At 56.5% G+C, this 19,317-nt stretch carries 19 protein-coding genes; 10 read left to right on the top strand and 9 right to left on the bottom strand.

All coding sequences use genetic code 11. The features are described from left to right. The first annotated feature begins 20 nt into the window (after positions 1-20). Both RB602_RS07570 and RB602_RS07565 read left to right on the top strand, forming a co-directional pair. Complete coding sequence (locus RB602_RS07570; RefSeq protein WP_317084365.1) at positions 21-1,424, top strand: glutamate ligase domain-containing protein; 1,404 nt, start codon at positions 21-23, stop codon at positions 1,422-1,424. A 136-nt stretch (positions 1,425-1,560) separates the two neighbouring features. After that, positions 1,561-3,603 carry a S9 family peptidase gene (locus RB602_RS07565; RefSeq protein WP_317084363.1) on the top strand — a complete coding sequence of 681 codons (2,043 nt, stop codon included), beginning with the start codon at positions 1,561-1,563 and terminating at the stop codon, positions 3,601-3,603. 223 nt (positions 3,604-3,826) lie between these two features. On the opposite strand, the gene RB602_RS07560 is transcribed toward RB602_RS07565, so the two are convergent. Further along, complete coding sequence (locus tag RB602_RS07560; RefSeq protein WP_317084361.1) at positions 3,827-5,428, bottom strand: pentapeptide repeat-containing protein; 1,602 nt, start codon at positions 5,426-5,428, stop codon at positions 3,827-3,829. A gap of 323 nt (positions 5,429-5,751) precedes the next feature. Here RB602_RS07560 and rpsF point away from each other — a divergent pair, with 323 nt between their 5' ends. The 5 genes from rpsF (at position 5,752) to RB602_RS07535 (ending at position 8,883) form a co-directional block, all read left to right on the top strand. Beyond that, entirely contained in the window at positions 5,752-6,111 is a 360-nt protein-coding gene (gene rpsF / locus RB602_RS07555) for a 30S ribosomal protein S6 (protein WP_317084360.1), read from the top strand. Between the two features lie 25 nt (positions 6,112-6,136). Continuing rightward, positions 6,137-6,361, top strand: coding sequence for a 30S ribosomal protein S18 (gene rpsR, locus RB602_RS07550; RefSeq protein WP_317084358.1), 225 nt, complete (start codon positions 6,137-6,139; stop codon positions 6,359-6,361). Positions 6,362-6,373: 12 nt separating this feature from the next. Next, the gene (gene rplI, locus RB602_RS07545; protein ID WP_317084356.1) at positions 6,374-7,048 is read left to right on the top strand and encodes a 50S ribosomal protein L9; all 675 of its coding nucleotides are present in this window, start codon (positions 6,374-6,376) and stop codon (positions 7,046-7,048) included. Between the two features lie 106 nt (positions 7,049-7,154). Beyond that, positions 7,155-8,186 (top strand): hypothetical protein, encoded by a 1,032-nt coding sequence (locus RB602_RS07540; protein WP_317084354.1) that lies wholly within the window; start codon positions 7,155-7,157, stop codon positions 8,184-8,186. A 34-nt stretch (positions 8,187-8,220) separates the two neighbouring features. Beyond that, a complete protein-coding gene (locus RB602_RS07535; protein WP_317084352.1) occupies positions 8,221-8,883 on the top strand; it encodes a Fe2+-dependent dioxygenase in 663 nt (220 codons plus the stop codon). A 23-nt stretch (positions 8,884-8,906) separates the two neighbouring features. Here RB602_RS07535 and RB602_RS07530 read toward each other — a convergent pair whose 3' ends face one another. Then, positions 8,907-9,425, bottom strand: coding sequence for a type III secretion system chaperone family protein (locus tag RB602_RS07530; protein WP_317084350.1), 519 nt, complete (start codon positions 9,423-9,425; stop codon positions 8,907-8,909). 181 nt (positions 9,426-9,606) lie between these two features. On the opposite strand from RB602_RS07530, the gene RB602_RS07525 reads away from it, so the two are divergent. The 3 genes from RB602_RS07525 (at position 9,607) to RB602_RS07515 (ending at position 12,838) form a co-directional block, all read left to right on the top strand. Next, positions 9,607-11,046, top strand: a complete 1,440-nt coding sequence (locus tag RB602_RS07525; protein ID WP_317084348.1) for an AMP nucleosidase — start codon at positions 9,607-9,609, stop codon at positions 11,044-11,046. A gap of 3 nt (positions 11,047-11,049) precedes the next feature. Further along, positions 11,050-12,183, top strand: a complete 1,134-nt coding sequence (locus tag RB602_RS07520; protein WP_317084346.1) for a trans-sulfuration enzyme family protein — start codon at positions 11,050-11,052, stop codon at positions 12,181-12,183. Between the two features lie 100 nt (positions 12,184-12,283). Next, the gene (locus RB602_RS07515) at positions 12,284-12,838 is read left to right on the top strand and encodes a hypothetical protein (RefSeq protein ID WP_317084345.1); all 555 of its coding nucleotides are present in this window, start codon (positions 12,284-12,286) and stop codon (positions 12,836-12,838) included. A 153-nt stretch (positions 12,839-12,991) separates the two neighbouring features. On the opposite strand, the gene RB602_RS07510 is transcribed toward RB602_RS07515, so the two are convergent. The 7 genes from RB602_RS07510 to RB602_RS07480 form a co-directional block, all read right to left on the bottom strand. Continuing rightward, positions 12,992-13,462, bottom strand: a complete 471-nt coding sequence (locus RB602_RS07510; protein WP_317084344.1) for a YbjN domain-containing protein — start codon at positions 13,460-13,462, stop codon at positions 12,992-12,994. A 30-nt stretch (positions 13,463-13,492) separates the two neighbouring features. Continuing rightward, positions 13,493-15,322: a M2 family metallopeptidase gene (locus RB602_RS07505; RefSeq protein ID WP_406568412.1), complete on the bottom strand. Its 1,830-nt coding sequence runs from the start codon at positions 15,320-15,322 to the stop codon at positions 13,493-13,495. A 73-nt stretch (positions 15,323-15,395) separates the two neighbouring features. Then, positions 15,396-15,935 (bottom strand): hypothetical protein, encoded by a 540-nt coding sequence (locus tag RB602_RS07500; RefSeq protein WP_317084341.1) that lies wholly within the window; start codon positions 15,933-15,935, stop codon positions 15,396-15,398. A gap of 5 nt (positions 15,936-15,940) precedes the next feature. Next, positions 15,941-16,702, bottom strand: a complete 762-nt coding sequence (locus RB602_RS07495; protein WP_317084340.1) for an alpha/beta fold hydrolase — start codon at positions 16,700-16,702, stop codon at positions 15,941-15,943. Next, positions 16,699-17,349, bottom strand: coding sequence for a 2-hydroxychromene-2-carboxylate isomerase (locus RB602_RS07490; RefSeq protein ID WP_317084338.1), 651 nt, complete (start codon positions 17,347-17,349; stop codon positions 16,699-16,701). Before RB602_RS07490 ends, RB602_RS07495 begins: the two co-directional genes overlap by 4 nt. Then, a complete protein-coding gene (locus tag RB602_RS07485) occupies positions 17,346-18,122 on the bottom strand; it encodes a DUF4336 domain-containing protein (RefSeq protein ID WP_317084336.1) in 777 nt (258 codons plus the stop codon). Before RB602_RS07485 ends, RB602_RS07490 begins: the two co-directional genes overlap by 4 nt. Before the next feature lie 16 nt (positions 18,123-18,138). Beyond that, positions 18,139-19,164, bottom strand: coding sequence for an aspartate-semialdehyde dehydrogenase (locus RB602_RS07480; protein WP_317084453.1), 1,026 nt, complete (start codon positions 19,162-19,164; stop codon positions 18,139-18,141). Between the last annotated feature and the right edge of the window lie 153 nt (positions 19,165-19,317).

The raw sequence follows: 19,317 nt of genomic DNA, 5'->3' as shown, positions 1-19,317 counted from the left end.
AAGGCAATAGCGCCGCCATCATGAACAGCAAAGTGACGAACACCAAATCCTATTTTTTCTGTGGCATTGGCGGATCGGGCATGTTGCCGCTGGCCAGCATTATCGCCGCGCATGGCGGCACTGTCGCCGGATCAGACCGCGCCCGCGATCAGGGCCGCAGCAAAGCGAAATTCGCCTGGCTGGAGCAACAGGGCATGGAACTGTTTCCTCAGGATGGCAGCGGCTTGCATAGCGGCGAACAGATACTGGTCGCCTCTGCCGCAGTGGAAGATACCGTGCCCGACGTCAAAGCCGCCAATGCGCTGGGTTGTCGCCGCATCACCCGCGCCGAATTGCTGGCGGAGTTGTTCAACGCCGCGGGCCAACGCATCGCCATTGGCGGCACCAGCGGCAAATCCACCGTCACCGGCATGGCCGGCTGGATCATGCAACAGGCAGGCACCGATCCGACGATTATGAACGGCGCGGTGATGAAGAATTTTGCCAGCGATGATGCGCTGTTCGCCAGCGCCCGCGTCGGCAAAGGCGCGCCTTTTGTCAGCGAGGTGGATGAAAGCGACGGCTCCATTGCGCTGTTCGAGCCCGATATTGCGGTGCTGACCAATATCAGTCTCGACCATAAGACGCTGGATGAACTGCACGCACTATTCGGTGATTTTGCCGACAAGGCTAGCCATGTGGTGTGGAACCATGATGATACCGAAAGTCGTGCGCTGATGGCCAGCCGCGACCATAAGGGCGCGGTCAGTTTCGGCTTTGAAGATGGTGCAGGTTTTCAGGCGGTCGATGTTGTTGAAGAACCGCTCTCCGCACGCTTTACCCTGAAAACTACAGACACCACCCTACCCATCACCCTACAAGTCCCGGGCCGCCACAATATCGCCAATGCCCTCGCCGCCATCGCAGCAGCACATTGCGCGGGTGTGGATCTGGAAACCGCCGTGCAGGCCATAACGACATTTTCCGGCCTGGGCCGCCGCTTCGACATTGTCGGCACCGCCAATGGCATTACCGTGATCGACGATTTCGGCCACAATCCGGAAAAAATCGCCGCCACTCTGCGCACAGTCAAAGCCTTTCCCGGCCGCGTCATCGCCTTTTTCCAACCGCACGGGTTCGGTCCGTTAAGGGTCATGGGGCAAGAATTGGCGCAGATGTTCATGGAGGAACTGGGCGCAGACGACCATCTCATCTTCTGCGACCCGGTCTATTTCGGCGGTACCGTGGATCGCTCCGTAGGTAGCGCGGATATCATCGCCGCGATAAACAGCGGTCCAACCGCCACCCATATCCCGGACCGCACCAAATGTGGCGAGCATATTGTCGGATTGGCACAATCAGGCGACAGCATCCTTATCATGGGCGCACGTGACGACACGCTTAGCGGCTTTGCCAGAGCGCTTATGATCAAGCTGGAGGCCTGATCGTTACCAAGGCTTTGTCATTACTCACGGGCATGCCCTGAGAGGGTCATGTAACATAGTTCCATAGGATCATTGCAAGGCAGGCCAGCAGTCTATAGAGACTTCGCCGAGCTTAAGTGACCAGGAGATAGATGCTATGAAACGACTTTCGATCATTGCGGCCGCATTAGCAGGATCGGCGCTGATGACAGGCGTGGCGCACGCGCAACCGGAAACGCTTGCAAACTATGAGTTGATTGATCGCGACGACCTTTTTGGCAACCCCGTGGCCTCTCAGGGCCGCATCAGCCCGGATGGGCAATGGGTCAGCTGGATCGCACCCGATGAGGGCGTGATGAATGTTTGGGTTGCGCCAGCTTCCGATCCAAGCGCGGGCAAGGTCATTACTGATGATCGTCATCGCGGTATCTCGAACCATTTCTGGTCGACGGACAGCAAATATGTGATGTTCGTGAAAGACAATGACGGAGACGAGAACTTCCACGTTTATGCGACAAACCCAAGCGACGCATCCACCCGCGACCTAACCCCGGTTGCCGATGGGGCACGGGCGCAGATCCTCGGTGTCAGCCGCGACCGTCCGGGCGTTATCCTGGTCGGCTTCAACGAACGCAATCCACAGCTCACGGACCTCTACGAGGTCAATATCGAAACGGCTGAGCGCACTCTGATAGCCGAAAACCCGGGTTACGCATCCTGGATTACCGACAATGCTTACAAGCCGCGCATGGCGATGATACCTCAACCTACCGGTGGCATGAAAGCCGTCTATCTCAATGACGATTTCACCCCTGGGGAGACGTTCGCGGATATTCCGAGTGAGGACATGCTCAGCACCAACATTGCTGGCTTCTCGCGCGACAACAAGAAGGCGTTTTTCATCGACAGCCGCGAACGCAACCTCGCAGCAGGTATCGAAGTCAACCTTGAAACCGGCGAACGCAGCGTCATTGTCGAGCCCGAAAAAGCGGATCTGGGTGGCGTTCTGAGAGACAATGAAACCTATGAGCCAATTGCCTATTCGGTTAATTACCTGAAGGATGAATGGTTTGCCTTGAATGAAGAGGCAGCAGCGGAATTGAAGTTTCTAAGGGAAAATCTCGCAGGCGAGTTTTCGGTTACTTCACGAACGCATGATGACAAAACATGGATCGTCTATGATGGCTCAGCAAAGGCACCCGGCCAATATTATGTCTATGATCGTGATGCTGACACGCTAACCCCATGGTTCTCAACCCGTCCTGATCTGGCCGAGGCCCCACTGCAGAAGATGCACCCGTTGGAGCTTAAATCTTCTGACGGGCTGACTATGGTCTCCTATCTGACATTGCCGCCGGGCAGCGATGCCGATGGCGATGGCCGCCCCGAAAAGGCGCTGCCAATGCTGTTATGGGTGCATGGTGGCCCATGGTCACGCGACAGTTATGGCTATAACACCATCCATCAGTGGATGGCCAATCGCGGCTATGCCGTACTGAGCGTCAATTATCGCGGTTCTACCGGTTTTGGCAAGGAGTTCACTAATGCTGCGGTCGGCGAGTTTTCCGGCAAAATGCATGATGACCTGATCGACGCCGTCGGCTGGGCGGTCAAGGAAGGCATCGCGATAGAGGACAAGGTCGCAATAGGTGGCGGCAGCTATGGCGGCTATGCAACCCTTACCGGAGTCACCTTTACCCCCGACACCTTCGCCTGCGGCGTTGATATTGTCGGGCCTTCAAGTCTGGTTACGCTGATTGAGAGCTTCCCGCCTTATTGGAAACCGTTCCTCGCCGGCACATGGTACCGCTATGCAGGGGACCCTGCCGATCCAGAGCAGCGCGAAGACCTGCTCTCACGTTCAGCTATCAGCCGGATCGATGATATCAAGGTGCCTCTGCTGGTTGGTCAGGGCGGGAATGATCCGCGCGTGACCAAGCAAGAGGCTGATAATCTGGTCAAGGCGATGCAGGACAAGGGGCTTCCCGTTACCTACATCAACTATCCGGATGAAGGCCATGGCTTCCAGAAGCCGGAAAACCGCATGAGCTTCTTCGCCGCGATGGAAGGTTTCCTGGGCACCTGTCTCGGCGGTCGGGTACAGCCTATCGGGGACAGCTTCGAGGGCAGTTCGGCAGAAATCCTGGCCGGTGCCGAATATGTCGAAGGCCTGGATGCAGTAGCCAAAAAAGCCGAATAACCTCGCAAACATCGCATAATACAGGACGGCGCGGTCTCGAAAGCGACCGCGCTGCCTACACTTCGGGCGGTACCGTATGAAGCCGGTTATGCTGGCGTGCGGCGCGGATGGTGTCGCAGAGCAATTGGGCTGCTGCCGACAGGCTGGAACAGCGCGAAACGGACACTGTCGGCCATGCGCCGATACTGGACCTGCATTTTCTGTTTTAAGGATATACCTCTAGCTAGCCCGGAAATTGCCCATCCAATAAATCATCAATCTGCTGCGTTGAGAGGGGCAATTGCCGCATGCGGCGAAAACTGGCGCGCGCGCCAGTCATGATCCAATCATTATGTTCAGGCTTCGAGATGCCTTCACACCGTGGTTGTGGAGTGAGTGCGTCCCCAGTTATGCGAATAATAGGATAGAGAGTTTGACCTTTGCCTCCAGAATGGCCGGTCTGTGCGACATAGCACCCGCTTTCGCTATGATACATCAAACCTTCTTCCGGCGAGCTAATGCTACCCATATGAGCGTTGCCCCCAACAGTAAGACCCCTGGCAATCAACCTCCCATTGGGAAGTGCTTCCAATACCACATAGCTTTCCGAGTTTCGTGCTATCATCACGGCAAGGCTGGAGAACAGATCCCTCTCAAGGAATGAGTCGTTAAAGTCCTCTGCGACACCAACAAACAGCATCTTTTCGCCAACCGGCAAGTTCAGCTCACCCTTAACTGAAAGCCATAGCTGATCTGTCCTGGCCTCATAGCGCTCTCTGAAGCACCCAAGCCTCTCCGACTCGTGAGTATATAGTATAAGACATTCATCGCGCAGTTTTAGCCAAGCTTTTTGCGTGCCTAAGATCGCAGGATTTCGATAACTGGCGGCTTTATAAGCTCGAGCAAGTTCGACATCCTCATAAGCGAGCTGCGGAAATCCCGAGTAATCCGGTTTGCAGATAAAGTATTCTGCGACAGTTTTGGCCAGCAAGCAGTCGAATGAGGGGGCGGTCTCGTGGACATATTGTGGATTTAGATAGGTTCGTAGATGGTCAAATTGGTCTGGATTGACGCTTGCCAAGTCACCTTGACGATCAATCGCGCTCCAAGGAGGAGATATGAGGTTTATAGGGCCTTCGACCACTGCTCGCCGCATTTCCGAGATCACATATAGAGGCATTGATGTTGAGTTTAATCTAGCGCTTGCGAAATCGCGGTCTGCCATTGAAGCCATATCCAAGACGGCCCCGGTCAGGTTTGTGTCTCTAAAAGATATATTTTCACTGTACTGGCCGCAGATGTCTTCACCTGTCATCCCGCACTCAAAGTGAAAACCTGATAAATCTGCATGATCAAACCGCGCGTGAGAAAGAGAGCTCAACCAATTGCCTGCAAAGCTACCTGACGAAAGATCAGCATACCGCGCATCTAATCCCTCAATGGTTGTGTATCTAAAATGTGCTCTTCGGAACTGGCCATGGGAGAAATCTGCCCACTCAAGCTGTGATCCGTGAAAGAACAGGTTTTCCCCTTTGAACCCATTCCACCGACTACGGTTCAGGTCGGCATCATGAAAGATGAGGTTGCTCGCATGCGTATTTGACCAGACCGTTTTTTCGAAGTCACCGCCCTCAAAGCACAGATTTGCCAGATTCAGCCCTGAAAGGTCCTCACCAAATAGTCTAAGGTTATGCAGCGCGACCATCTTGTTGCCGAACATGTCAGAAACGAACTGCAAGTCTCTCGCAGAGCGAACACTGTTGGCTGGGATACGGGGCAGATTGGAACAGTCATGCTGCAATTGCGACATCTGTGCAAAGGTGCCAACGGGAAGCAAAGCAAGCATGCAGATTACGCCCAATACCGCCGCGAGACATACTCTCATATTGCACTCCGCTTCTTCAATAGAACGCGAGAGTATATCAGAGAGTTAGCCACGACAAGCCGTTCTTTAGGAGCGACGAAGCGACCCGATTTCGCACCTCCGCACAATTAGGTCGCGATAATATAAACATAGCCCTATTGCGATATCGGCCCCTTTAATCCCCCTTGCCAAACCGGCAAAACCCCGTTAAGCTCCCGCTTCTCGCAAAAAACGGGAATTACGAAAGCCGGAGGGGCGTATGCATGGTGCTGCGTCAGCGATCGGCAACAATGAAGGAAACGCCCATGCCACTTTATGAGCATGTTTTTCTGGCGCGTCAGGACTTGAGCCAGGCTCAGGTTGATGCACTCGCCCAGACCGCGACGGACATCGTCGAACAGAATGAAGGCAAGGTCACCAAGACCGAAACCTGGGGCCTCAGAACCCTCGCCTACAAAATTCAGAAGAACCGCAAAGCGCATTATGTGCTGCTCAACATTGACGCGCCGACCAATGTCGTCGCCGAGCTGGAGCGCCAGACCGCGATCAACGAAGATGTGGTTCGCTATATGACCATCCGCGTTGACGAGCATGAAAATGGCCCGTCGGTGATGATGCGCAAGAACGACCGCGATCGCCGCGGCCGTCGTGATCGCAGCGAATAAGCCGGACTAGAAGGAGACAAGACCCATGGCACGCCCATTTTTCCGTCGTCGCAAGTCCTGCCCGTTTTCCGGCAAGGATGCACCAAAGATTGACTATAAAGACGTTCGCTTGCTGCAGGGCTTTATGTCCGAGCGTGGCAAGATCGTCCCCAGCCGCATCACCGCGGTTTCCGCCAAGAAGCAGCGCGAGCTGTCCAAGGCGATCAAGCGTTCGCGCCAGATCGGCCTGTTGCCGTTTATCGTGAAGTAAGGAGCAAGAGACATGGATATCATTTTGCTCGAACGGATCGAGAAGCTCGGCACCATCGGTGATGTTGTCACCGTGAAGGACGGCTATGCCCGTAACTTCCTGCTGCCGAACAAGAAAGCGCTGCGCGCCAATGAGACCAATAAGAAGGTTTTCGAGGCCAATCGTGAGCGTATTGAAGCCGAGAACAAGGAACGCGCCACCGCCGCGGCCAAGCATGGCGAGAATGTTGACGGCACCCAGATCGTCCTGATCCGCGCTTCGTCCAATAGCGGCCAGCTCTATGGTTCGGTCGCCGTGCGTGACATTGTTGAAGAGCTCAACAAGACCGGTGCTGACGTCGACAAGTCGATGGTCATCCTGGAGCGTCCGATCAAGACGCTCGGCCTGTTCGATGTCCGCATCGCGCTGCACCCGGAAGTTTCCGTGACGATTCAGGTCAATGTCGCGCGTTCTGAAGACGAAGCCGAGCTTCAGAAGGACGGCGTCGACGTGATGGCGCAGATGTTCGACACCGAAGAAGCCACCGGCTTTGTCGAGAAAATCGACCGCACACTGGAGCCTGGCGAGATTGCTGGTGAAGATGCCGAGGAAGCTGAAGAAGCAACCGCAGAGGAAGCACCAAGCGAAGACGCTGAAGCAGCAGCCGATGAAGCCCCGGCGGAGGAAGATAGCGAAGCAACCGCTTGATCCTATCTGTCTTTCGGCAAAGACCAAATGTATGAAAACGGGCCGGATTTTCCGGCCCGTTTTTGTATGATTGCGTCAAACGCTTTCCCGGCCTAATGCTCCGGGCATGTCTCAAGACCTGCAAACGACGTTTCTCAGCGATCCCGGCTTTTTCCCCTTTAACATAGATGTCACCGGTGAGCGGGTGCACATCGCACGGCTTTCACTGGATGCCATCGCGTCGGCAAGTTTCCTTGATCAACGGGTGCTGCAGGCCAATACTCCGCAAGGATGGCTGGAATGGCAGCAACTGGCCGAGGCAGGCGCTTCACTGACGCGCAAGCCACGCTTCATTTTTCATATCGGCCATGTCGGCTCAACCCTGATGTCGCGGCTGCTGGGCACGCATGATCAGGTGCATGCCCTGCGCGAGCCATTTGCTCTGCGACCTATGGCAGAGCTGGGCGGCAAGGTTGCCGCGCCGGATATGCCCTGGGAGCCAAAGCTGTGGCAGCAAAGGCTCCAGCAGCTGCTTCTATGGTTGGGCAGAGCCCCTGATGAACAAAACACCATCATCAAAGCCTCCAGCTTTGTCTCCGAGATTGCGCCGGAGATTATGGCTGCAACCGGCCCCGCCCTGCTGCTGACCACAAAGCCGCATATCTATCTCGCAACGATTTTTGCCGGGGATGCTGGCCGCGCGGAAACACTGTCTCTGGCAGCAGCGCGACTAAACCGGTTGCACCGCATGTTGGACGCAACGCCTTGGACGCTGTGGCAGATGTCGCCCGGCGAGAAAGTGGCGATGAGTTGGGCCTGTGAAATGGTCGCGCTGAGCAGAGCAGATAGTGAAGATGGCGACAGCCTATGGTGCGATTTTGATGTGTTTCTCGATGCGCCTCATGCCAAGTTCGAAGAGATCGCGGCGGTGTTTGACCTGCATTTTGAGGATCAGGCGCTGCATGAGACGCTCAACGGTCCGATAATGCAGCAATATTCCAAGGCCCCCGAACATGGCTATTCGCCCCAGCTGCGCCGCGATGTCATCGCACAGGCCGAGCACAATTGGGCAGAAGAGATTGCCAAGGGCACGGCCTGGCTTGAGGCGGCTGCGAAAGAGCATCCGCCTATCGCAAATGCACTTGAGCGGCTGGCATAGGCATGGGAAATATAGAACCGGTTAGGATAAACCAATGATCAAGCAGATACCCGACCTTCTGAGTGGCCGAGAAGTCAAGACACTCAAGGCCTTGGCAGCCAAGGCTAATTTTGTCGATGGACGGATCAGTAACCCCCATTCCAAGGTCAAAAACAATCTGCATCTGCACGATGAAAAGGCATGGGAGAAATCCTCGTCGATGCTGGAGACTGCATTGATGCGGCATGAGGATTTCCGTAATTTTGCCTTTCCATCAGGTATCACCAAGCCACTGATCACAAAATATGATGCCGGCATGCGCTATGGCTTGCACCCCGACAGCCCGATGATGATGGTTGAAGGCAAAGCGTTTCGCAGCGACCTGAGCTGCACCATCTTCCTCAATGATCCGGACAGTTATGAAGGTGGCGCGCTGCGCATATTGCTGGGGGACTCACAGATGCGCTTCAAGGGCGCTGCGGGCTCGGCGGTCGTCTATCCGTCCACCACCCTGCACGAGGTAGAGGAAGTCACAGAAGGCGAGCGGCTGGTTGGCCTGTGCTTTATCCAGAGCCGTATCCCGGATACCGCCAAGCGCAATCTGCTTTACGAGCTCAATGAAGTGGCTGCGCTGGAAGGCCTTGGCATGAGCGATGAAAACTATACCCGCATCCAGGCGGTGCAGTTCAACCTGTCACGCATGTGGATGGATAACTGACGTTGGTCACGCGCCAAAAGCGGTCAGTTCCCCAATACCTGTCGGTTAAATATCTGCGCCAGATTGGCCGTGTTGGTAAATTCGCTGCGCAAATTGCCGAGTGAGGTGCCATAATCGGCGATGACATAGCGCGAAACTGTGGGCACGCCTTCCGAGCTGATCACCGCCTTGGCATAGTCATAGCTACGGTTGAAGGCATCCACCCTGTCACGCAATTGTTGCGGCGAGACATTTTGCGGTGGGCGATAGCGCGCAGAGATGACCAGGCCGACGCAATTGGCCCGCTGCTGATTGCAGCTTTGCGGCACGGCGACCAGCTTCATATTGTTAAAAGTGATGAAGAAGAAGGGCATCCCTGACTCGGTCCTGCGCGTCTCTACCTCCGCCCCTTGAGGCTCCAGCGCCAAGCGAATTGCGGTCTCGTCAAAGAAACGCATTTGCTGGAACGAATCCGACCGGGCCTGTTGTTGTGCCATGGCACCATTGGCGGCCAACACAGCGATGGCACATATTGTGGCTGCGCCGGTAAGGAAGCTCCTCATTTTCCTGTCCTCAATTGCATGGAAAGACAAAGAATAGCTGGGGCACATTATGCAGCGCCATCGCAACAATATCCGTTTTGGATAGGTTAACCCTGATTGCCGCAGCACAGACACCATAACCGAGGTGACGAAAGGGCATTTGCCGGATGACAGAATCGGCATTTCCCGATACATCGCCCCCATGCAAAATATTGATACGGTTATTGACCAGCTCCGCGCTCATTATGACGCGGCCATCGGCGCGCTGCAAAGCGCCATTCTTGCCTATTGCGAAGACAAAACCACGCCCGACCCGGCAATGCGCACCAATGGTGCCTTTACCTATCCCAAGCTCACTATCCGCTATTCCGGCGATGAGCGCAGCGCCAAGCCGAGCCTTTCCTTTGGTCGGTTGGAGACGCCGGGTATCTATTCCGGAACCGTGACCCGGCCGGAGATTTTCGCCGATTATCTGCGCGAACAGCTGCAAATCCTCGCCGAACAATATGATATCGAGATGGAGGTCTCGACCAGCAATCAGGAAATCCCCTTCCCTTATGTGCTGGACGGTATCGAGGGCCTCGACCTCGGCGAGATCACGCCACAGGAACTTTCGCGCTATTTCCCGACTACCGAACTGGCCGACATTGGCGACGAGATTGCCGATGGCAATATCCACAGCACCGAAGATGGCGCAGCACCGCTCTCGCTATTTGACGGGCTGCGGACCGATTTCTCGCTGGCACGGCTGAAGCACTATACCGGTACGCCTGCGGAGCACACACAGCGCTTTATCCTGTTCACCAACTATCACCGCTATGTCGACGAATTTGTGAGCTGGGCCTGTAAGCAGGTCGGCCAGGGCCGATATACCGCGCTCTCCGGTGCAGGCGGCCTGTATATTGATGAGCCGACCGATGATCACACCCAGCTTATCGCCGACAGCGCCTGGCGGCGTATCCAGATGCCCGCCTATCATCTGATGGCGCCCGATGGCAGCGGGATCACGCTGGTCAATATCGGTGTCGGTCCGTCCAATGCAAAAACGATCACCGACCATCTCGCGGTGCTGCGTCCGGAAGTGTTCCTGATGGTCGGCCATTGCGGCGGCCTGCGTCCGACGCAGCGCATTGGCGATTATGTGCTCGCGCATGCCTATCTGCGCGATGACCATATTCTCGATACGGTGCTGCCGCCGGAAATACCCATCCCACCCATTGCCGAAGTGCAGCAGGCACTGGCTGAAGCGGCGGAGACAATCTCCGGCTCGAGTGGCGCTGACCTTAAGCGCCGGATGCGCACAGGCACCGTGGTCACCACCGATGATCGCAATTGGGAACTGCGCTACAGCGCCAGCGCGCTGCGCTTCTCGCAATCGCGTGCGGTTGGCATTGATATGGAATCAGCCACCATTGCAGCGCAGGGTTATCGCTTCCGCGTCCCTTATGGCACCATGCTTTGCGTCTCGGACAAGCCTTTGCATGGCGAGTTGAAGCTACCGGGCCAGGCCAATCGTTTCTACAATGAAGCGGTTTCGGCGCATATGCAGATCGGTACGCTGACCTGCGAATTGCTGCGCGAGCAAGGCGACCGTTTACACAGCCGCAAGCTGCGCGCCTTTAACGAACCGCCTTTCCGCTAAGCCATGGCGGATGATCCCAAAGCCCTGAAACCCGAAACCGCGGCCATTCATGTGCCGCATGTGCGGCGCGACGGGGCTATGGCGCCGCCTATCCATATGGCCACCACCTTTGAGCATGGCCCGGCCTATGAGACGTTGCACGGCTTTGACTATAGCCGGTCGAGCAATCCCAATGTCGCCGATCTGGAAGCGAGACTAACCGCATTAGAAAGGGGCAGCTTTGGGCTGGCTTACGCCTCGGGAATGGCGGCGGGTGCGGCATTACTCGACACGCTGCCGGTCGGAGCACGCGTGGTGTTTCATAACAGCCTCTATCATGGCTTTCGCGCGCTAGCGGGGTTGCTGGAAAGCAAAGGCCGGATCGTTCCGGTATTTATCGACCTGAATGATGGCGAGGCGCTGGAAAAGGAACTGGCGCAAAAGCCTGCCTTGGTGTGGCTCGAAAGCCCGACTAATCCGACGCTTGAGATACTCGATATCGCCGCCATTGCCGATAAGGCGCATGCCGTCGGTGCAAAACTCGCTGTCGACGGCACCTTTGCCACCCCTGCCCTGCAGCAACCGATTTCGCTGGGCGCGGATTATGTCATCCATTCTCTGACCAAATATATTGGCGGTCATAGTGATGTTATGGGTGGCGCACTGATTGCAGCCAATGATGCTTTGCAAGAGGAACTGTCGCTCGGTCGCTCGCTCTCGGGCGCGGTGCTTTCGCCATTTAACGCCTGGCTCGCCGCTCGCGGATTGCAGACGCTGCATTGTCGTGTCGCTACGCACTGCGCCCATGCCCATGCGGTTGCCAAAGCGCTGGAAGGGCATCCGCGCCTATCTAACGTCCATTATCCCGGCCTTGCTGACCATCCGGGACACAGCATCGCCGCCAGCCAGATGCACGACTTTGGCGGGATGGTCTCCATCGAACTGGCTGATGGGCGCGATGCAGCGATTGCCATGGCCAGCAAGGTCAGACTTTTCACCAACGCCACCAGCCTGGGCGGGGTCGAAAGCCTGATCGAACATCGCGCTTCGGTCGAGGAGCCGCATGTTACTTCGCCGCTCGGTTTGTTACGCCTCTCGGTCGGACTGGAAAATCCTGCCGATCTTGTCGCCGATCTGCTACAAGCGTTGGAGGGCTAAACGCAAAACCTTGTAAGCCTGTGAGACAATGGGTGGCACTACAGGCGCGCAAGCCTATGTTCATGGGCATAGCCTATGCATGCGCCAAAGAGGAGGAATCATGGCGAAGAAACCCGAAACCGAAACAGCATCCACCGACGACTTGAAAGCCAAGGCAGGCGAAGCCGCCAAGGCCGCATCTGAAGTGCTGGGCCAAAAAGCCAGCGAGACCGGCAAGGTGTTGGCCGAAAAAGCCAGCAGCGCCGCAGAAACCGCCAAGGAACAGGCTAAGGTTCTGTCTGAAAAGGCGATGGAACAGGCGCTCGACGCCAAGGACAAATTTGTCGAGAATCTTCCGGCAATGAAAGAAACCGCCCGCGAAACCGCGCAAAAGGCGGGAGAGCAACTGAGCAAAGGCGCGACCGCCGCCGCGCATATGGCGAGCGATGCGGGCAAGAAGGCGGCTCAGGCGGCCGGTGATGCCTCGCGTGCAACAGTAGATGCCGCCAAGCGCCATCCGGGCAAAGCCGCCGCGATTATCGGCGGCATTGCGGCAACCGCTGCAACGGTCGGCATTGTCGCCTCGCAAAAGCGTAAAGATGAGAGCGAAGATGAAGCGGAAGACGCGGTCAGCAACGAAGAGATTGCCGAACGGTCAACTGAGTCGTCAGAATAAGCCAATAACACTCGTCATTGCGAGCGTAGCGGGCCGAAGGCGACCGAAGGTCAACCAATCCAGAGCGTCTCATGCTGCTCTGGATTGCCGCGTCGCTTCGCTCCTCGCAATGACAATTAAATGTGCGCTTGGTCAGGCCTCAACCTAACCATATCACTCAAAAACGTAATTGCTGAACCGTGCAATTGTTGTGTCATAGCTGTTCAGCGCGTCAATAAACACCGATTGCGGTATCCCGGCTTCTCCGGTCAACACGTCCCAAGTCAGTGATGGATCGCCTTCATTATCAAGCCCAACCGCCCCAAAGCGGTTGCGGGTTGACCAGGCTATAGCCATTTCAGCCGGCATCGGCTGCGGTCGATCAAAGATAGTGAAAAATTGCAGCGACTTGCAATTGGCATTGTTGGTGCAATCATAGAACAGCACCGAGACATTCCAGCCATCCATGCGAGATTTGATCAACGGATCGCCGACATCATCGGTAGTCAGTTCCGCCTTATAGCCAGCCTCCTGCATCGCGCTGGCAATGCTTTGCGGATTGGCGGCAGTCACCATTTGCGCCTGTGCAGACGTCGCCAATGCCAGACCACTGGCCAGCAATGCCGCTTTTATCGCTGTTTTCATTATCCAATTCCTTTGGTTACGCGCTGCCATTTACCAGCCGCATTGTTTGTCTGCATTCTGCTCTTTGAGCCAATCCTGTAATGGCGCGAAATATTCGACCATTGCTGTGCCATCCATTTCGCGGGTGCCGGTAAAGGCCTCCAGCGCATCGGGCCAGGGCTTGGATGCGCCCATTTCCAGCATCGCGTTCAGCCGCGCGCCAACCTCTTCATTGCCATAAAAAGAACAGCGGTGCAGCGGCCCTTCCCATCCGGCCGTGTCGCAAGCGGCCTTGAAGAACTGGAACTGCAAAATCCGCGCCAGGAAATAGCGGGTATAGGGCGTGTTGCCGGGAATGTGATATTTCGCGCCCGGATCAAAAGCCTCGTCGGGGCGCTCCACTGGTGGCGTAATCCCCTGATATTGCAGGCGCAGTGCATTCCATGCGGGGTTATAACCATCGGGCTTGATGGTGCCGCCAAACACACCCCAGCGCCAACGGTCAACCAACAGGCCAAAGGGCAGAAACGCCACCTTGTCCATCGCCTGACGCAGCAACAGGCCCAGGTCCTTATCGGCGCTTGGTACCTGCTCGGCGGGGAGCAGGCCGATCTCGACCAGATAATCGGGCGTAATCGCGAGCGCGATCATGTCGCCAATCGCTTCATGAAAACCATCATTGGCGCCGTCAAGGTGCAGATAGCTCTGCTCCTTATAGGCGCGCTGATAATAATTATGCCCCAGCTCATGGTGGATGGTGACAAAGTCATCGCCATTGACCTTGATGCACATTTTGATGCGGATATCGTCCTTGTTATCCAGGTCCCAAGCACTGGCATGGCACACCACTTCGCGGTCGGCGGGTTTCACAAATTGCGAGCGCTCATAAAAGGTTTCGGGCAGCGGCTCAAAGCCAAGCGAGGAGAAAAACGCCTCCCCGGTCTGCACCATTTTCAGCGCATCATAATCTTCGGACTTGAGCAATTCGGTGACATCATAGCCAATATCGCCTGCGCCTTCAGGGGCAACGATGGGGTAGATATTGCCCCATTCCTGCGCCCACATATTGCCCAGCAGATCGGCGCGGATAGGGCCGCTGTCGGGCTGGACGTCATCGCCATATTCCTCGTTCAATTTGCCACGCGTGTAGCAATGCAACTCATCATAGAGCGGCTTGACCTGCTGCCACAGAGTTTCGGTCAGCTTGCCGAACTCATCGGCGGGCATGTCATAGTTGGAACGCCACATCGCGCCGACATCCTTGAAACCGAGCTCACGCGCACCCTGATTGGCGATATCAACCATGCGGACATAATCATCTTTCATCGGCGCGCCGACATTGTCGTGCCAGCTTGACCACATTTCCTTGAGCAGCTCAGGATCGCGTGTGGTGCCCATGGCGGCTTCTATATCCGAGCCGTTAATCTCCTCGCCGCCCTTGGTGCCGCGGCCCTGGCCATATTGCGACTGCAAGCGGGTGGCGATGGTGCTAAGCTCCGTTGCTGCGCCTTCGCGGGTGGGCGCGGGCAAAACGATGCCGCCGCGCAGCTTGTCAAGCTTGCGCCTCTCTTCGGCGGTCAGCCCCTCAACATCGGCAAATTTGGCCGCTTCCAACGCGAAACGCACCGACATTTCGGTGCCCTTTGCGCCTGCGGCAGCCGCCAGTGCATTGGTGTCATGGGTGAGATAGGTCGAATTGATCCAGTATATCTTGCTCGCCTCATTGGAGAAGGCCAGCAATTCCTGCTCGGTCTCTTCCAAGAACGCCCGTGCCTGCTCCAGATCGCTGCCAGTACCCGCGTCCTCTCGGGGCGCGGTTTCCTCGGCGAGAACCATTTGCGGCATGGCCATGGCCAGCGCACAGGCGGAAATGGTAAGCATTTGGCGTTTCACGAAAAGTCCCCCAATTATATATTCAATATTGCGCGCAGGATGCGGCCCAGCGGCGATGGCGTCAAGGCTTGGACTGGCCTGTAGTGGACAGAATGCGCGATGCGCCATAGCCGATGACCAGAGCGAGAAAACCGATCAGGAAAACCAGCAGTTTGATCGGCCGCATAAAGGCCGCGATCCCCGCCAGTATATCATAGCCCTGCCCGTGCACCATCTGCACCAGCTGACTGAGCGTTTCGCCATAATCCACCAGCCAGAAAACCGCATGCGCGGCAATGGCGACCAACCCGATGAAGCGCACAGTTTTCGCCTCATTTTGCTGTAACAGCCGCCCACCCAATATGCCGCCAATGGAGATCGCGGTGATAAACAGCATATCGACGACAAGAGACCAGAGCGCACGATTATAGACCCCCTCACCCTGCCAATAGGCATGGATCGTATTGACCGTCTCGGCGCTGCCCGCCATGCGATGCGCTTCCATATCAAAGCCGGTAATCCCTGGAGGTTGAGGCGGTTCCAACGCCACTATGCAGCAAAACAGCGCCCAGCCGGAAAGCCAGAAAATCAGGAAATTCTTCTTGGTCGCCGATGGCAGCAAGGGGTTTATTCTCCCAGAAACGCGACAAGCGCCGCGCCCAGCGCCTTTTCGGTCACGCTGGACATATGGGTGCCGGGTATCTCGACATAATGCGCCTGCGCCAGGTTTTGGGCCAGCATTGGAGCGGAGCCATTATCCTGATCCTCGCTGCCGCACAGAACCATGATCGGCGTGTCGATATCGGTCAGCGCCTCGACATCAATATCGCCAAAGCTGTTCAGCAACAGCCGCGCCGCAACCGGATCAATGCCCTGCGTCTTCATAAAGGCGACGGCGAAAAAATGCTCATCTCCGCGCTTTACCGTCTCGCGCTTGTCTATCGCATCGATAAAGAACTGCCGTCGCCGGTCCCACTCCTGCAGTCCCTGCCAACCCATGCCGCACAGCGCCGTACGTCGTGGACGCAGACCCATGGTAAGCAGCTTGGCCGATGTGCGGGCGCCGAGTGAAAAGCCGACAAGATCAAAACTCTCAAGCGCCAGCATTTCGATCAGATGCAGAATATCATCGGCCAAGATATCGGTGGGATAAGCCGCCGGATCATGCGGCGCATCACTTTGCCCATGCACCCGGAACTCCGGCATGATAACACGAAAACCGGCCTCGGCCAGCCGTCCGGCATGACCATATTTGATCCAATTGGTCTCGGCATTGGAAAACAGGCCATGCAGCATCAACACAGGCGCGCCATCTTCTGGCCCCATCTGATGCACCGCCAGCTTCACCCCATCAGGCATGGCAATGTGCGTCACGACTGCGTCGCTCACCGCTTTTTCAGCCCAGCCTGTTCCATGCGCCACAGCGCAACATCAATCCGGTCTTGTCCGAAAAACGGTTCGCCATCGAACACCAGCGTCGGAACGCCCCAATGGCCTGCCTCTTCCAATGCCGCCTGATTACCAGCGACTTCGGCATCGAGCGCCTCGGCATCGCTTACCGCTTCGGCTTCAAGCTCGGCAAAATCGAGACCGGCACGTTCAGCCGCTTTTGCCAGATGATCACCTTCATTCCATCCATCAATTGAGCCATCCCAGATCAGCTGCGCTGCCTCATGCGCAAAGGCAAGGCCCTTGCCCCGCCGCGTGGCGGCCTGCCCCAACCGGACAATGCGATGAATATGGGGCTGTTCCTCAGCGATCTCGCGCGTCATCAGGTTCTGCACCACAGGATCAGGCCGCGGCCAGGCTATCGGTATGCCCAGAAAGGCCGCGGACCGCATCGAGTCCATGACAATGTAGCGCGGTGCCGCCGGATTGCCGGTAAACAGGATATCAGGATCGCGAATGGCAATCGGCAATACGGTGCGGAGCGTAATGTCGAGATCATATTCCTCGGTCATGGCACGGTATCGGCCGACCGCAAGATAGGAATAGGGCGAACGAAAGCTGAAAAACAGGTCTGCTGAAAGTGTCATGACACCCCTTTTACCCATCGAAAGGCGCGCCGCAACTCCGCAGTGCCATTCTCGAGATAAGGTCGGCCATGCGCCATGATCACCCTGTCCGGCTTCCAGCCGATCATTTGATGCACCTGCCGCCTCAGCGTCTCACCCTTGCGCCAGAAGGTCATTCTAAGGTCGAGCGGCATTTTGCCATCGGGGTCGACGATCCCGACCAGCCCGAGAAACCAGCGCAACCAACCGCTGCGGATTTTGCCTGGTTCAAAATTCTCGATCAGATCGGTCACGATGAGCGTGCGTGATGGCCGATGGAAGAACACCGCCTCAGAAATCACGCTGCCGCTGAAAATGATTGTCTCAAACATATCCTGCCAATCCGCAGGAGTGCTTTCGGACAGGGTTTCATCAATGCGGATTTCGCGCTTTGCAGTGTCGGTCAGTCCCGCAACACCGTAGGTGCGAGCCTCAGGATAACGCTCGGTCCAATGGGGCAAATACCAGTAATGGATACTGTTGGGCGCAACCAGATGCCGCACCCGGCCAAGCGCATCAATCTCGGCAAACAGCTCATCGGTCGGCTCCGTCGGCGAATGCACCCACAAATCGCCATTGGGCAAACGCACAATCACCATCCGCGTCGGGAACGGCATTTTGAAGCCCAGCGGGAAGTCCATCCTGATGATCGGACCATCGACCATCCACAGATTATCGGCCAGCGGCTTCAGCTGGTTTAGCGGCTCGTAGGTCTGCATCAAAGAGGACGACATGACAGCGCTATAGGTCGCCAATGACTAGCGCTGCAAGCTACGCTTTCTGCAAATGCTTCCGCCCAAGCAGTTCGGCAATCTGCACCGCATTCAGCGCCGCGCCTTTGCGTAGATTATCCGAGACGCACCATAGCGCAATGCCGCTATCCACCGTCGGGTCTTCGCGGACGCGGCTGATATAGGTGGCGCTGTCGCCTGCGCTCTCCACCGGCGTCACATAGCCGCCATCCTCGCGCTTATCGACCAGCATGATGCCCGGTGCCTCGCGCAGGATTTCCTGAGCCTTTTCGGCAGACAGTTCATCCGCAAACTCGATATTCACCGCCTCGCTATGGCCGACAAACACCGGAACACGGACGCAGGTCGCAGACATTTTCACCTTGGGGTCGAGGATCTTCTTGGTCTCGGCGACCATTTTCCACTCTTCCTTGGTCGAGCCATCATCAAGAAACACATCGATATGCGGAATGACGTTAAACGCGATCTGCTTGGTAAAGCCCTTGGGTTCGACCGGGTCGCCAACAAAGATGGCGCGCGACTGTTCAAACAGCTCGTCCATGCCGCCCTTGCCCGCACCGGACACCGATTGGTAGGTCGCAACAACCACCCGCTTGATCGTCGCCGCATCATGCAGCGGCTTAAGCGCTACCACCAGCTGCGCTGTGGAACAGTTGGGATTGGCGATGATGTTTTTCTTGGTGTAATCCGTGATGGCATCCGGGTTCACCTCAGGCACGATCAGCGGCACATCCGGGTCCATGCGGAACAGCGAACTGTTATCGATCACCACACAACCCGCTGCTGCCGCCTTGAGCGCATAGTCCTTGGCCACAGCGGAACCCGCGGCAAACAGCGCGATATCCCAGCCGGTAAAGTCAAAATGCTCGATATTCTTTACCTTGAGCATTGTGCCGGTTTCACCAAATTCCACCTCGCTCCCGGTGGAGCGCGGCGATGCAACGGCAGCGATTTCCGCGACAGGAAATTCACGCTCCGACAACACCGTAAGCATTTCGCGACCAACATTTCCGGTCGCTCCGACAACAGCAACGCGATAAGCCAAGAACAGTCTCCAAAAATCAATCAGCGGGCATGCCGCCCGCGCCGGGTTCCATGGCGCAGTCTGTGGCATCGCACAAGCCCATATCGCTGCGGCTGGGCAAAGCAATTGCTGCCGGGAGCAAAGGCAAACTTTCGGGTTCGCGTAATTTCTGTG

The organism is Parasphingorhabdus sp. SCSIO 66989, assembly GCF_032852305.1.
In the GTDB taxonomy this organism is placed as follows: Bacteria; Pseudomonadota; Alphaproteobacteria; order Sphingomonadales; family Sphingomonadaceae; genus Alterisphingorhabdus; species Alterisphingorhabdus coralli.
The sequence above is the reverse complement of the archived record's forward strand: the minus strand, read 5'-3'. Positions and strand labels throughout refer to the sequence as shown.

What these genes read in the sequence shown, in the direction of transcription:
- RB602_RS07530 (WP_317084350.1), bottom strand. Translation starts at nt 9,425, where the DNA reads ATGAGGAGCTTCCTTACCGGCGCAGCCACAATATGTGCCATCGCTGTG.
- RB602_RS07505 (WP_406568412.1), bottom strand. Translation starts at nt 15,322, where the DNA reads ATGCTTACCATTTCCGCCTGTGCGCTGGCCATGGCCATGCCGCAAATG.
- RB602_RS07540 (WP_317084354.1), top strand. Translation starts at nt 7,155, where the DNA reads ATGTCTCAAGACCTGCAAACGACGTTTCTCAGCGATCCCGGCTTTTTC.
- rpsR (WP_317084358.1), top strand. Translation starts at nt 6,137, where the DNA reads ATGGCACGCCCATTTTTCCGTCGTCGCAAGTCCTGCCCGTTTTCCGGC.
- RB602_RS07570 (WP_317084365.1), top strand. Translation starts at nt 21, where the DNA reads ATGAACAGCAAAGTGACGAACACCAAATCCTATTTTTTCTGTGGCATT.
- RB602_RS07490 (WP_317084338.1), bottom strand. Translation starts at nt 17,349, where the DNA reads ATGACACTTTCAGCAGACCTGTTTTTCAGCTTTCGTTCGCCCTATTCC.
- RB602_RS07515 (WP_317084345.1), top strand. Translation starts at nt 12,284, where the DNA reads ATGGCGAAGAAACCCGAAACCGAAACAGCATCCACCGACGACTTGAAA.
- RB602_RS07565 (WP_317084363.1), top strand. Translation starts at nt 1,561, where the DNA reads ATGAAACGACTTTCGATCATTGCGGCCGCATTAGCAGGATCGGCGCTG.
- rplI (WP_317084356.1), top strand. Translation starts at nt 6,374, where the DNA reads ATGGATATCATTTTGCTCGAACGGATCGAGAAGCTCGGCACCATCGGT.
- RB602_RS07525 (WP_317084348.1), top strand. Translation starts at nt 9,607, where the DNA reads ATGCAAAATATTGATACGGTTATTGACCAGCTCCGCGCTCATTATGAC.
- RB602_RS07560 (WP_317084361.1), bottom strand. Translation starts at nt 5,428, where the DNA reads ATGCTTGCTTTGCTTCCCGTTGGCACCTTTGCACAGATGTCGCAATTG.
- rpsF (WP_317084360.1), top strand. Translation starts at nt 5,752, where the DNA reads ATGCCACTTTATGAGCATGTTTTTCTGGCGCGTCAGGACTTGAGCCAG.
- RB602_RS07510 (WP_317084344.1), bottom strand. Translation starts at nt 13,462, where the DNA reads ATGAAAACAGCGATAAAAGCGGCATTGCTGGCCAGTGGTCTGGCATTG.
- RB602_RS07520 (WP_317084346.1), top strand. Translation starts at nt 11,050, where the DNA reads ATGGCGGATGATCCCAAAGCCCTGAAACCCGAAACCGCGGCCATTCAT.
- RB602_RS07535 (WP_317084352.1), top strand. Translation starts at nt 8,221, where the DNA reads ATGATCAAGCAGATACCCGACCTTCTGAGTGGCCGAGAAGTCAAGACA.